The organism is Paraburkholderia sp. Clong3 (assembly GCF_050436485.1).
In the GTDB taxonomy this organism is placed as follows: domain Bacteria; phylum Pseudomonadota; class Gammaproteobacteria; order Burkholderiales; family Burkholderiaceae; genus Paraburkholderia; species Paraburkholderia tuberum.
In genome coordinates this window covers 2779961-2793981 of the sequence record NZ_JBNDMH010000002.1, presented here as the reverse complement: position 1 = coordinate 2793981, position 14021 = coordinate 2779961, and the positions used below count along the sequence as shown (strand labels likewise).

Sequence of the window (14021 nt, the reverse complement as noted above, 5' to 3'; positions counted from 1 at the left end):
AATGTTCTGGCTTCGCGCGCGGGCGGTGGGGTCACGGATGCCGCGCAGCGAAAGAGACTCTATTTTTTAGCGCTCGTGAGAGTGAATTATTTCTTCTTTAATCGGGCGTGCGCGAATGGGCGCGACGAGTCGCGCGTTTCGGCCCGCTTTTGAGCCGGATTTGCCACGCGGCGGCGCGCTTCGGGTATGCCCTGGGGTGTCGTGAGGCGGCGAATGGGACGATGGCTATTGCTATTGCGCCGTGTTCGCCGCGATGTCCGGTTGGAGCGGTGCCGCATCGAGCGGCACGATTTCGTCGAAGTGCGCGTAGTCGATGTGGCTCACGCCGTCGCGCTCACTCATGATGTCGACGAACCGGTGCTGCCAGACGATCTGGTCGCAGGTCCACATGTGGCGCGCCTGCATGGTTTGCGACGTCGATTCGTCGATGCCTTCGAGCGTGAGCAGCAGCGACACGTCGCGGCCTTTCAACGATTCGGCGTTTTCGCCGAACAGCGGACTCGCTTCGTCGATGATGTGCATCAGCGTCCAGCCGAGCTTGAAGACCGGGTGCTGGTCGCGCACCAGCGCGAGGTCGTAGAGCTTGCGCAGCGTAAAGCCTTCGATCGAGGTCTCCAGGCGCATGATGCGCAGCCGAGCGCGTGCCTCGGCGATCACGTTCTGACGCGCGTTGGCCGAACGCACCATCAACGTCATGCGGCCGTCGATCGGCCGGATCACCGCGTAGCGCGCGAACATGATCTTCGCGTGCGGCCGCGAAAAGCGCGCGAAGATCAGCCCGGTCGCCAACGCGATGCTCGACATGCCGATGAAGATTTCGAGCGTCGCGATCCAGTGCGCGTAGACGGTTTGCGGATGCATGTCGCCGTAGCCGACCGTCGCGAGGGTTTCGACGCTAAAGAAGAACGCGCCGCCGAAGCCCTTCGGAAACTGATTCGCGATCGGAGCGTCGCCGAGCATGTAGAGCATGGCGAACACGGTGTTGAGCAGCAGGAACAGCAGCGCGAGCGACACGAAGAACCCCGGCCAGCGCACGCCGAGCGCGCGGTGATACAGGTCTTGCCACAGCGGCGTCGGCATGCCGTGCGCGATCACCACGCGATCGTCGAGACGCATTTCGCGACTGCCGCGCGCGCGGCGCCTCGGCGCGCTTGCGTCGGTGTCGGTGTCGCCGAGCGTTGAAAAACGGTCTGACGGTTCGCTTGCCATCACGCGCTCGTGGGGATGAAGACGTGCACAGCGTAGCATGGCGCGTTGTGCGCGCTGCGCGAGTTCCCGCGCGGTGCGAAGGCGGCGCGGCGCGATGTATCGCCAGGGTGCGAGGTTGCGCGATGCCGTCGTTGAAATGCTTCCGGGCGCGTCCCGGATTTCAGGCTGGGTCAGGTCGCATCATGCGCGGCGAGCGGGTCGGACGCAGCCGCGCACCACACGCACCCAACCGCCGTCACGGAAACACGCGCGGCTTCGGAATTCCCGCGCCATGCTCGATATCGTCGACCGCCTGCCGATGCGCACGTTCCACCGCTTCGGCCTGCTCGGCATAACCCGCGTCGCCGCCGACCGTGGTCCACGCCTTGACGGCCTTCTCGCGATGACGGATTTCGTATTCCGCGTCCCAGCGCGCGCCACTGAGTTCAATCGGACGAACGTGGATCGAATACACGCCGTATTGGAACAACTGTTCAGCCATGATCGCCTCCAGCCGGCCGATCCGGCAGCGGCGCGCCGATGCGCGAGGACGCGCGGCGCGCAGCCCCTGGTTCGGCCTACAGTTCGATTTCCCCGAGGATACGATGTGCGAGCGCTTTGGCTTCTTCGAGCGCTTCTCCCGGCGTCGACGACGTCGAGTCGACTTCGTAGAGCGTGGTTTCCTGATCGGCGCTGGGTTCGCCTTCGTCGCGCGCGAGGGTGACGACACCTTGCCAGGCGTCATGTGCGACTTCTCTTATCGACGCGGTGGCCGTGTAGAGCCCTTTGGTGTAGGTGACGTCCTCCATGGCCTCGCTCCTTTTCGCAAAGGTTTCGATGTTTTCATCCTAGCACGGCGTGGCGGGATCGGTTCCCGCCCTGGGCAGCTTCGCGCCGCGCGACGTGCTCGACATCCGTTACGCTACGCGCGCCCCAGGGCAGCAGAATTACAGCGCCGCGTTTTATAGCAGCGCGACCACCTCGTCGAGCGTCGGTGCATGCGCGCCGGCGTGGCCGCAAGCCGCCGCGCCGGCCGCGAGCGCGAACGCGAGATGCTCGGGCCACCCGCGTTGCGGCGCGCTCATCAGGCTGAACAGCAGACCGCCGATCGACGCATCGCCCGCGCCGACCGTATCGACCACTTCGACGCGCGGCGGCTTCGCCTCGATCACCGCGGCGCCGTCGAGCAGCATCGCCGCTTCGGGGCCGCGCGTGACGAGCACGCTGGCGGCGGGATTCATCGCGCGCAATTGCGCGAGCGCGGCGGCTTCGTCGCTGGTCTTGAAGATCATGCGCAGGTCTTCGTCCGATACCTTGATCAGATCCGCGAGCGCGGCCATCTTGCGCAGCGTCGGCTCGTAGCCGTGCTCCATCAGGTTGCGATAGTTCGGATCGAAGCTGATCTTCACGCCGTGCGAACGCAACTGGGCGGCGAGCTTCGCCAGTGTGTCGCCGAGCGGCTGACGCACGAGGCTGATGCAGCCGAAGTGCGCCCACTTCACCGCGTTCATCCAACCGGCGGGCAGCTTCGCCGGCTCGAACGCGAGGTCGGCGCCGTTCTCGCCCATGAAGAAGTACGCGGGCGGATGCGTCTGATGCACGATCGCGAGCAGCGGCGGACGCTCGACGCGCTGCAGGAAGCGCATGTCGAGGCCGGCCGCGACGCTCGCGTCCCACAGCTCGTCGGAAAAGTTATCGACGCCGAGCGAGCCCGCGCACGCGGTCGGCAGGCCGAGCCGCGCAACGCAGCGCGCGGCGTTCCAGCCCGCGCCGCCCGGACGCGACAGCCAGTGCGATGCGCCGGTGCGCACGAGATCGGTCAGGATGTCGCCGGCGGATACGAAAACGGGGAGGTTGGTCGTCGCGCTCATTGTGCTTTCTCCGCGGAAGCCGCTGCGGCGGGAGCGGCTGATTCAGCCGCAGCGTTTTCGCCGAGCGCATGGGCGAGCACTTCGTAGCACGCGCCCATCGTGTGATAGTCGGTCTTGCCGGCCGGGCTCTTTTCGTCGCTGTACTTGCGGTTGTCGCAGGTGAGGATGCGATACCACGCGCCGTACTTGTGGTCGACGAAGTGCGTCCAGCTATAGCGCCAGATCTCGTCGTACCAGTCCCAGAAGCGCTCGTTGCCGGTGCGCTTGCCGAGCAGCGCGGCGGTCGCGAACGTTTCGGCCTGCACCCAGAAGTACTTGTCGTGATCGCACACGGTGCCGTCGGGGCCGAAGCCGTAGTAGAGGCCGCCGTGGTCTTCGTCCCACGCGTGCGTCATCGCCGCGTCGAACAGTTCGATCGCGCGCGGCAGCAGCCACGGGAGCGGACGGAAGCGTTCGAGAATCAGCAGCAGCTTCGCCCATTCGGTCTGATGACCGGGCTGGAAGCCCCACGGACGGAAGATGTTCGAGCTGTCCTCTTCGTTGTAGTGCCAGTCGACCGACCAGTCCGCGTGAAAGTGCTCCCACACGAGCCCTTGCGACAGCTTCGCCTGGCGCAGCGTGATATTCGACGCCACGCGCTCGGCGCGATCGAGATACACCAGATGACCGGTCGCTTCGTGCGCGGCGAGCAGCGCCTCGGTGGTATGCATGTTCGCGTTCTGCCCGCGATACGTGCTGACACACCAGTCGGCCGACGCGTCGTCGGCATAGAGGCCGGCGGCGGCGTCCCAGAAGCGGTGCTCCATCAGCTCGAAGGTCGCGCCGATCATCGGCTTCGCTTCCTCGATGCCGGCCATCGCCGCGTGCGAGTACGCGAGCAGCACGAACGCGAGGCCGTAGCAGTGGCGCGTCGCGTCGAGCGTGCGCTGTTTGCCGTCGCGCCATTCGATTTCCCAGTCGTAGCCCTCGTGCTGCGAGTCCCAGTGCGCGTCGCGCAGAAAGCGCAGGCCGTGGCGCGTGTATTCGAGGTGCTTCGGGTCGCCGAACTGCCGGTACGCCATCGCGTAGTTGAACACGTAGCGGCAACTGCTGACCAGGTGGCGCGTGGTGCGGTTGTAGATCGAACCGTCGTCGCGCAAGAAGTGGTAGAAGCCGCCGCTCGGGTCGAGCACGTTCGGCGCGTAGAAGCGCAGCGTGTCTTCGATGTGCGCGAGCAGGAACTCGCGCTTGCGGAAGCTGGCGACCGGCGGCGCCTTCGCCGCGTCGGTGGAAAGTTGAAGCGGATCGGTTAGCGTCATGGCGTTTTCACCAAAGTACTGGCACGGGCAACGAGTTGAACAGGCAAGCGGACTTCGAGTTCGGCGGGCGAGTCTTCGAGCAGCAATTCGACGCCGCGTCGGCCGAGCGCTTCCTTGTCGACCGCGATCGTCGATAGCGGCGGGGTAGCGTGGGCGGCGGCGGGGATGTCGTCGAAACCGATGATCGCGATGTCGTCGGGCACGCTGAGCCCGCGCGCGAGGCACACGCGCAGCGCGGCGAGCGCGGCGGCGTCGTTGAACGCGAATACGGCGTCGGGGCGCGGGCCCGGCGCGTCGAGCAGGCGCTGCATCGCGCGCGCGGCGCCGGTGTCGGGATCGAGCCCGGCGTCGATGTTCACTTCGAGCGACGGATCGAACAGCAGCCCCGCTTCGAAGAACGCGCGCCGGTAGCCGAGCGCGCGCTCGGCGATGCTGAAGTGCGCGAGCGAGCCGCCGATGAACGCGACGCGCTTGCGCTGCTGCGCGAACAGATGGCGCATTGCGAGCGTGGCGCCGCCGGCGTTGTCGAGATTGACCGAGCGCAAGCCCGGCGACCATAGATCGATCAGCACCAGCGGGCGTTGCATCGCGACCAGCGTGGCGAGCGTTTCGGGCTCGACGAAGCCGGCGATCGCGACGGCGTCGGGCGCGTGCAGGCGCATCTGGTGAATCACGTCCTCGGTCGGCCCGGCGGTCAGCACCGACGGCACGATGCCGCGCTCGCGGCACGCGTCTTCGACACCGTGTAGCACGTGCGAGAAGAACGGGCTCGCGGCGAAGTTGTTGTGCTGACGATGCAGCAGGAAAGTTAGCCGGCGGATGCGCGGACGCAGCTGCGCCGAGTCGTAGCCGAGCTGGCGCGCCGCTTCGACGACGCGTTCGCGCGTGGCCTCGGAAAGGCCCGGCTGATTTTTGAGCGCGCGCGACACGGTGCCGATCGAAACGCTGGCGGCGCGGGCGACGTCGCGGATGGTTGTGGCCATCGAATGAAGCTGCCGCGCGAGGCGAGGCAGCACGGGATCAGGTCGGGCGATTGTATAGTAAAACGCAGCTAAAGCTGCCCGCAAAACGCCAGCATGACACCAGTAAATACCCGTATTTTATGGACTTGTTGGAAATTAAGTTGTTTAGTAAAAATGCCTAAACAGTAGGCTGGCCGCCGTTTTCGAGACGGTTCGAGAATCGTCCTATGCCATCCGGCCGAGGCGACAGCGAGAGCGTTTGCGCGTGAAATAACGACAAAGGCCAGTGAAGAGCCAAAAGAAAAGCCGCCCGAAGGCGGCTTGCTTCACACGATCAAAACGACGCTCAGGGAGGGCGCTTATGAATGTCCTGTTTGCATTGCGTGTGTTTTCAACGGCGCGCGACGGCGGCGGCGGGTCGCCGCGCCGCGGCATTGCTCTCGCCGCTGAGGTCGCGGGCGCCCCAGCGTTGCGCGAGCGCGGCGCAGACCATCAGCTGGATCTGGTGGAACAGCATCAGCGGCAGCACCACGGCGCCGACCGCATGCGACGCGAAGATCACCTTGGCCATCGGCACGCCGGCGGCGAGGCTCTTCTTCGAGCCGCAGAAGATGATCGTGATCTGGTCCGCGCGGCTGAAGCCGAGCCGCTTGCTCGCGAAGATCGTCACGGCCAGCGCGAGCGCGAGCAGCACGGCGCTCACCACGACGAGGCCGCCGAGCGCCGACAGCGGAATCGTGTGCCACAGGCCTTCGGTGACGGCCTCGCTGAACGCGCCGTAGACGACGAGCAGGATCGAGCCCTGGTCGACGAACTTCAGCACGCCGCGATTCTTCTCGATCCACTTGCCGATCAGCGGGCGCAGCAGCTGGCCGGCAACGAACGGCACGAGCAGTTGCAGCACGATGTTGCCGATCGTATGCCACGGCGACGCACCGCCGCTCGCGGCCTGACTCGTCACGATGACGCTGACGAGTGCTGGAGTGACGAAGATGCCGAGCAGGCTCGAGGCGGACGCGCTGCATACCGCGGCCGGCACGTTGCCCTTGGCAATGGACGTGAACGCGATCGACGACTGGACCGTCGACGGCAGCGTGCAGAGGAAGAGGACGCCGGCGTAGAGCGACGGCGTGACCAGCGGCGAAAGGACCGGTTTAAGCGCGAGGCCGAGCAGCGGAAACAGCGCGAACGTGCTCAGCAGCACCACGAGGTGAAGGCGCCAGTGCGTCGCGCCCGCAATGATCGCCTCGCGTGACAGCTTGGCGCCGTGCAGGAAGAACAGCAGGCCGACCGCGATGTTCGTCACCCAGTTGAACCCCACGGCGGCCTGTCCATGAACGGGCAGGAAGCTGGCGAGGATCACGGTGCCGACGAGGCACAGGGTGAAGTTATCGGGCAGGAATTTCGGGCGGGCCATGTCGCAATCTCGATTCAATGACGCGGTGTAAGCATGGGACGGGTCTGTCAGGCGTGGTCCATGCCAATGGAAAGCGGCTATTGTTGTCGAAAGCCGATTGAAAACGCAAATTCATTTGCCGAATCGATTAATGAAGTTTGCGCATTGACTCCCCAATCAGGCCGAGCCCATTCGTGCGACGCGCCAGGTTTCAGTATTGACGAGGCGCTTTCTCGCGACAAACCGTTTAACCATTGACGTTGCAAGCGGCGTTTATTTGCAACAAACGGCGCCCGCGCGGACCCGGCGAAAACGCCGGCCGGCAAGCCGCCGAGGCGCGTGCGCACGAGGGCTCCGGCGCGAAAAAACGCCGCAGTAACAGGGTGTTACATCCACCGACGAGACCTAACACTTTTTGGCTCGACACCCTCTGCCCCCGACCATAAATTACTCGTTCAAAGGCCGCAGGGATGCCCTGCGCCGCGACAGGAACGCGGCGCTTTTCTCCTCCCGCAACAGGTCCATCGCAGCTCGAACGGTGGATTTCAGGCAAGTCTTCGGGCGTGAGAGTCACAGGTGGACGGGTTGTCGAGAACGAGGCACTGGGCGTGGGGCGCGGTCATCGCCGTGCTGTGCTCGTTCGCCTATGCGAGGGAGCCGGGTGGGCCGCATGGCGGCGGTGCCGCCGCGGGCGGCGCTTATTCGCGCGACACTGCCGGGCGCGCGCCGCGCATGGAGATGCGTGGCGACGGCCGTTATGCCGGTGCGGGCGGCGCACCTGCTCCGCGCGGCTCGCGCAATGCGATGGCTTCTCGTGACGCACGCGCACAGCGCGGCAACCCGAATATCGCGGACGCCAATTTCGGTTATGGCTTCGGCAGCTACAAGTCCGGCATGCGCCGTGTCGGCGATCCGTCCGGCTATGCGGGCGCGATCACGCCGGTCAGCGCGGAGTCGCGTCCGGTGCCGCATCCCCCGTCCAATATGCCGATGCGCAACGGCTCGATCCGCGCCGACGTGGCCCGCTACAACGAAGAGCGTGGCGCAGCGCGCCCGCTGCAACGCCCAACTGACGATCCGCGTCAGCCGGGCGGTTCACCGTACCGGAATTAGCTGAGCGCGATTTCGCAAACCAACGCAGCGCCCCCACCGCAGTCCCGAAACCCGTCTTCCAGATCCTTCCCGCGATCCCTCGCGCGGCTTCGCGCGCCTTCCTCTGCGCTGTAGCCCCGAATCTGACGTTTCGACGCCACACTTTTTTGTAAACACCCGGCATCGAAGTACCGGTCAGCGTCAAATCCTGGCATTCTGCCGCGTCGCGTCATCGGCCCGTCATTTAAGGCGTTCACGCACGCCGTGGCGCGCCGTTCGCCGCATGCCGCATTGCGTCCAGGAGTCGGCGCCAGTCCGCTCTGAAGCGTCGTATCAAGCCGATAACCGACCAAACTAATCAGACCGATATACCCGCAATAAGCAGCGATATTTTTGTTTATAAAAATGGTCCGCAAAGATGGGACCCGCCCAGATTGACTCGACGATCGAACGGATAACAACGACGTTTCGCGCGAGCGCCCCCTTTCGCACAGCCACACCCTTTTGACAAAGATTGGAGAACCCATGAACACAAGCCTCAGCAGCGCGCTGAAGACTACTCTCAAGGCCACCGCATGCGTCGCCGCGCTGGCGAGCGCGTCGTCGGCGCTCGCGCAATCGAGCGTGCAGCTCTACGGCCAGGTCGACGAATGGGTCGGCTCGCAGAAGTTTCCGGGCGGCCAGACCGCGGTGGTCGTGTCGGGCGGTGGCATGTCGACGTCGTACTGGGGCTTCAAGGGGACCGAGGATCTGGGCAACGGCTACAAGGCGATCTTCACTATCGAAGGCTTCTTCCGCGCGCAAACCGGGGAGTACGGCCGCTTCACCGGCGACACGACGTTCTCGCGCAACGCGTACGTCGGCATCGAATCGCCGTACGGCACGGTGACCGCCGGCCGCCTGACGACGCCGCTGTTCGTGTCGACGATCCTGTTCAACCCGTTCGTCGATTCGTACGTGTTCTCGCCGATGGTCTATCACACGTACCTCGGCCTCGGCACCTTCCCGACCTACACGACCGACCAGGGCGTGACCGGCGACTCCGGCTGGAACAACGCGGTGTCGTATGCGACGCCGAACTTCAGCGGTCTGTCGGCGACGGCGATGTACGCGCTCGGCAACACGACCCAGAACGGCGCGAAGAAGTGGAGCGGCCAGGTGCTGTACTTCCACGGGCCGTTCGCGGCGACCGCGGTGTACCAGTACGTGAACTTCAACAACGTGCCGGGCGACCTCGGCAGCTTCGAAACGTCGGGCGTGCCGGGTCTGCGCAGCCAGAGCGTCGCGCAGGCGGGCGTGTCGTACGACCTGAAGTTCGTCAAGCTGTACGGCCAGTACATGTACACGTACAACGACCAGCAGGTCACGAGCTGGCACGTCAACACGGGACAGGGCGGCGTCACGGTGCCGTTCGGGCCCGGCACGGTGATGGCGTCGTATGCGTACTCGCGTAACGGCGGCGGTTCGAACCAGACGCGCCAGACGGCGGCGGTCGGCTACGACTATCCGCTGTCCAAGCGCACTGATGTCTATGCCGCGTACCTGTATGACCACATCACCGGTCAGTCGAGCGGCAATACATATGGCGCGGGGTTGCGCGCGAAGTTCTGAGCTCGGCCCACGGTGTCACCGCAAAGCCCGCGTTCCGCCCGGAACGCGGGCTTTGTCGTTTTCGGGCGCCGCCGAATACGAGCGTTTGCTGCCGTCCTTTTGATAAACCCGGCAAAATGACGTCGATTGATTCCTGAAGCGAGCGACTGAGATGGACACCCTCGTCAGCATGAAAGTGTTTCGCCACGTGGTCGAAGCCGGCAGTTTCGTCGGCGCGGCAGAGAAGATGGAGATGTCGGCGGCGATGGCGAGCAAGCATGTGATGCATCTGGAGCAGCAGCTCGGCGCGCGGCTCCTGAACCGCACCACGCGTCGCGTCGCGCCGACCGAGGCAGGCCGCGAGTACTACGAGCGGCTGAGTCAGGCGCTCACCGAGCTCGACGAAGCCGGCCAGGCGGTCGGCGCGGCAAGCGTCGTGCCGCACGGGCGGCTGCGGGTGTCGTCGCTGTCGGCGTTCGGCCTGAATCACGTGATGGCCGCGGTCGCGGACTACGCCGCGCAGTATCCGCAGGTCACCGTCGATATGACGCTGTCCGACCGCGTCGTCGAGCTGATCGACGAGGGTTTCGACGTCGCGATCCGCGCCTCGCCGGGCGGCCTCAAGTCGTCGTCGCTGATCGCGCGGCAGATCGCGACCGCGCATCTGGTGCTGTGCGCATCGCCCGCCTATCTGCGCAAGCATGGCACGCCGAAGAGCGTCGACGATCTCGCGCGCCACAACTATCTGCAGTACGCGGGCGTATCGGCGCTCGAAGTCGCGACCGGCGACGCGGGCTCGCGTGTGCGCCTGTCGGGCAACCTGATCGTCAATCAGCTCGAGGCCCAGCGCGTGGTCGTGCTGCATGGCGCGGGCATCGCGATGCTCGGCACCGAGGTGATCGGCAGCGATCTCGCCGAAGGGCGGCTCGTGCCGCTGCTCGTCGACCAGGTACCGCCGCGGGAGCTGCCGATCCACGTCGTCTACACGAGCCGACGGCATCTATCGGCCAAGGTGCGCTCGTTCGTCGATTTCCTGGCGGCGCGGTTCGCAAACGAATCGCTGTGGCCGTCGCTCGACGAGATCAAGGCGTTGGCGGTGCGATAGCGTTTCGCGAAGCACCGAGCATACGTCGCCAATCGCCCGCCCCGCGCCCCGGCGCCGTGTTACCCCGTTTCTATATACTGATTGTGAACACCCATCAGTTAAATGATCTGGGGGAGACATGACCGATCTGTCCACGCCGCAGCGTGCCGGCAGCCACGAGCTGCCCGCGGGCCGGCGCCTGCGCTTCGTCACCGCCGCCGCGTTGTTCGACGGCCACGACGCGTCGATCAACATCATGCGGCGCATCCTGCAGGCAAGCGGCGTCGAGGTGATCCACCTCGGCCACAACCGCTCCGTCGCCGAAGTCGCGACCGCCGCGCTCAACGAGGACGCCGACGGCGTCGCCGTGTCGAGCTATCAGGGCGGCCACAACGAATACTTCCGCTACCTCGTCGAACTGCTGCGTGCGCGCGGCGGCGAGCGCATCAAGGTGTTCGGCGGCGGCGGGGGCGTGATCGTCCCCGAAGAAATTGCCGCGCTCGAACGCGACGGCGTCGAAAAAATCTACTCGCCGCACGACGGTCAGCGGCTCGGTCTGCAAGGCATGATCGACGACATGATCGCGCGCTGCGTCGAAGGGGCGCGCGCGGCCGACGCGGCGCGGCCGACGCCGGTGCGCGAATGGCTCGCCGAGCTGGCCGCGCGGCCGTTGCCGCGTTGCGGTGAGGCCCATGCTTCGCACGCTGGCACTGCTGCTGGCTCGCGCCCCGCCGATCCCGCCGCGCCGATCTTCCGCCGCCTCGCGCAACTGATCAGCGCGTTCGAAACGAACAGCGTCGACGCCGCCGCGCGCGACCAGCTAGCGACGCTCGCCCAAGCGCCACGCATCCCGGTGCTCGGCATCACCGGCACCGGCGGCGCGGGCAAGTCGTCGCTGACCGACGAGCTGATCCGCCGCTTCCGGCTCGACTACGGCGACACGCTGAACATCGCCGTGCTCGCGATCGATCCGTCGCGCCGAAAATCCGGCGGCGCGCTGCTCGGCGACCGCATCCGCATGAATGCGATCGGCGATTGGGGCGGCGGCGCCCGCATTTATATGCGCTCGATGGCGACGCGCGAGGCATCGACCGAACTCTCCGATTCGCTACCCGCCGCGCTGATGCTGTGCAAGGTGGCGGGCTTCGATCTGATCATCGTCGAGACGTCAGGGATCGGTCAGGGCGATGCGGCGATCGTGCCGTTCGTCGACGAATCGCTGTACGTGATGACGCCGGAGTTCGGCGCCGCGAGCCAGCTCGAGAAGATCGACATGCTCGACTTCGCGAGCTTCGTCGCGATCAACAAGTTTGATCGCAAGGGTGCGCAGGATGCGCTGCGCGACGTCGCGAAGCAGGTGCAGCGCAATCGCGGGGACTTCGCGACATCGCCCGACGCGATGCCGGTGTTCGGCACGATCGCGTCGCGCTTCAACGACGACGGCGTGACCGCGCTGTACCGGCGCATCGCTAATGCGCTGCGCACGCATGGCCTGCGCGAGGGCGGCGCACAGCTCGGCGCGACCGAAGGCCTGCGCTTTTCGAGCAACCTGCATGCAATCGTGCCGCCCGCGCGCGTGCGCTATCTGGCCGACATCGCGCAGACGGTACGCGGCTATCGCGAGCGGGCCGACGCGCAGGCGCAAATCGCGCGGGAACGCTGGCAGATCGTCGAGACGCGCCGCATGCTCGGCGAGGCGGGCAGCGACGCCTCGTCGCTCGATGCGCTGATCGACCAACGCGGCGCCGCGCTCGGCGAGCGCGAACGCAAGCTGCTCGACGCGTGGCCGCAAACGGTGGCCGCCTATGCGGGCGACGAACATGTGGTGCGCATCCGCGAGCGCGAAATCCGCACCGCGCTGACGGTCACGACGCTGTCCGGCTCCGAAATCCGCAAAGTGTCGCTGCCGAAATTCGTCGATCACGGCGAGATCCTGCGCTGGCTGATGCTCGACAATCTGCCCGGCCATTTCCCATTCACCGCTGGCGTGTTTCCGTTTCGTCGCGAGAACGAGGACCCGACGCGCATGTTCGCGGGCGAGGGCGATCCGCAGCGCACGAATCGTCGCTTCAGGCTGCTGTCGGAAGGCATGCCGGCCAAACGGCTATCCACCGCGTTCGACTCGGTGACGCTTTACGGTGAGGAGCCGCACGAGCGCCCGGACATCTACGGCAAGGTCGGCAATTCGGGGGTGTCGGTCGCGACGCTCGACGACATGAAGACGCTGTATGACGGCTTCGATCTGTGCTCGCCGGATACGTCGGTCTCGATGACGATCAACGGCCCCGCGCCGACGATCCTCGCGATGTTCTTCAACGTCGCGATCGACCAGCAGATCGCGCTGGGCGAGCAACAGCAAGGCCGCCCGTTGACCGAAGCCGAACTCGCCGCAACGCGCCGCGCCGCGCTCGAAAACGTGCGCGGCACCGTGCAGGCCGACATCCTGAAAGAAGACCAGGGACAGAACACCTGCATCTTCTCGACCGAATTCAGCCTGAAGGTGATGGGTGACATCCAGGCGTATTTCGTCGAGCACGGCGTGCGCAATTTCTATTCGGTGTCGATTTCCGGCTATCACATCGCCGAGGCCGGCGCGAACCCCATCTCGCAGCTCGCGTACACGCTCGCGAACGGCTTCACCTACGTCGAGGCGTATCTCGCACGCGGCATGTCGATCGACGACTTCGCGCCGAATCTGTCGTTCTTCTTCTCGAACGGCATGGACCCGGAGTACACGGTGCTCGGCCGCGTCGCGCGACGCATCTGGGCGGTCGCGATGCGCGAGCGCTATGGCGCGAACGAGCGTAGTCAGAAGCTCAAGTATCACGTGCAGACGTCGGGCCGCAGCCTGCACGCGCAGGAGATCGATTTCAACGACATCCGCACGACGCTGCAGGCGCTGATCGCGATCTACGACAACTGCAACTCGCTGCACACCAATGCGTTCGACGAAGCGATCACGACGCCGACCGAGGAATCGGTGCGCCGCGCGGTCGCGATCCAGCTGATCATCAATCGCGAATGGGGGCTCGCGAAGAACCAGAATCCGAATCAGGGCAGTTTCGTGATCGACGAGCTGACCGACCTGGTCGAGGAAGCGGTGCTCGCCGAGTTCGAGCGACTCACCGAGCGCGGCGGCGTGCTCGGCGCGATGGAAACCGGCTATCAGCGCGGGCGGATTCAGGACGAGTCGATGCTATACGAGCATCGCAAGCATGACGGCTCGTATCCGATCGTCGGCGTCAATACGTTCCTGAGCGCGCATCCGCATGAAGCGCCGCGGCCGCTGGTGCTCGCGCGTTCCACCGACGCGGAGAAGCAGAGTCAGCTGCGGCGGTTGCGCGACTTCCAGGCGCGCCACCGCGACGCCGCGCCCGAGGCGCTCGAACGCCTCAAACGCGCGGTGATCGACGACGGCAACGTGTTCGCGGTGCTGATGGACGTGGTGCGCGTCTGTTCGCTCGGGCAGATCACCCACGCGCTGTTCGAGGTGGGCGGGCAGTATCGGCGGAATATGTAGGCCGCGAGCGGGCGGCCCGC

The 14021-nt window shown here is 65.7% G+C and carries 11 protein-coding genes; 4 read left to right on the top strand and 7 right to left on the bottom strand.

Annotated elements, in window-relative coordinates; all coding sequences use genetic code 11:
- Positions 1–231 precede the first annotated feature (231 nt).
- The 7 genes from OKW30_RS17075 to OKW30_RS17045 form a co-directional block, all read right to left on the bottom strand.
- On the bottom strand, positions 232–1209 hold the full coding sequence (locus OKW30_RS17075) for an ion channel (protein ID WP_429347164.1): 978 nt from the start codon (positions 1207–1209) through the stop codon (positions 232–234).
- A gap of 235 nt (positions 1210–1444) precedes the next feature.
- Complete coding sequence (locus tag OKW30_RS17070) at positions 1445–1690, bottom strand: hypothetical protein (RefSeq protein ID WP_429347163.1); 246 nt, start codon at positions 1688–1690, stop codon at positions 1445–1447.
- Positions 1691–1766: 76 nt separating this feature from the next.
- Entirely contained in the window at positions 1767–1997 is a 231-nt protein-coding gene (locus OKW30_RS17065; protein WP_018419210.1) for a hypothetical protein, read from the bottom strand.
- A gap of 153 nt (positions 1998–2150) precedes the next feature.
- Complete coding sequence (locus OKW30_RS17060; RefSeq protein ID WP_429347162.1) at positions 2151–3059, bottom strand: carbohydrate kinase family protein; 909 nt, start codon at positions 3057–3059, stop codon at positions 2151–2153.
- The gene (locus tag OKW30_RS17055; RefSeq protein ID WP_429347161.1) at positions 3056–4357 is read right to left on the bottom strand and encodes an AGE family epimerase/isomerase; all 1302 of its coding nucleotides are present in this window, start codon (positions 4355–4357) and stop codon (positions 3056–3058) included. The genes OKW30_RS17060 and OKW30_RS17055 overlap by 4 nt, the downstream gene beginning before the upstream one ends.
- A complete protein-coding gene (locus OKW30_RS17050) occupies positions 4354–5340 on the bottom strand; it encodes a LacI family DNA-binding transcriptional regulator (protein ID WP_184051256.1) in 987 nt (328 codons plus the stop codon). Before OKW30_RS17050 ends, OKW30_RS17055 begins: the two co-directional genes overlap by 4 nt.
- A 370-nt stretch (positions 5341–5710) precedes the next feature.
- Positions 5711–6736: a bile acid:sodium symporter family protein gene (locus tag OKW30_RS17045; RefSeq protein WP_184068725.1), complete on the bottom strand. Its 1026-nt coding sequence runs from the start codon at positions 6734–6736 to the stop codon at positions 5711–5713.
- 555 nt (positions 6737–7291) lie between these two features.
- Between OKW30_RS17045 and OKW30_RS17040 the strand changes: the two genes are divergently transcribed.
- The 4 genes from OKW30_RS17040 (at position 7292) to icmF (ending at position 14001) form a co-directional block, all read left to right on the top strand.
- Positions 7292–7828, top strand: a complete 537-nt coding sequence (locus OKW30_RS17040; protein WP_429347160.1) for a hypothetical protein — start codon at positions 7292–7294, stop codon at positions 7826–7828.
- A 504-nt stretch (positions 7829–8332) separates the two neighbouring features.
- On the top strand, positions 8333–9418 hold the full coding sequence (locus tag OKW30_RS17035) for a porin (RefSeq protein WP_184068722.1): 1086 nt from the start codon (positions 8333–8335) through the stop codon (positions 9416–9418).
- Positions 9419–9569: 151 nt separating this feature from the next.
- Entirely contained in the window at positions 9570–10502 is a 933-nt protein-coding gene (locus OKW30_RS17030) for a LysR family transcriptional regulator (protein ID WP_429294380.1), read from the top strand.
- A gap of 118 nt (positions 10503–10620) precedes the next feature.
- Positions 10621–14001: a fused isobutyryl-CoA mutase/GTPase IcmF gene (icmF, locus tag OKW30_RS17025; RefSeq protein ID WP_429347159.1), complete on the top strand. Its 3381-nt coding sequence runs from the start codon at positions 10621–10623 to the stop codon at positions 13999–14001.
- Positions 14002–14021 lie beyond the last annotated feature (20 nt).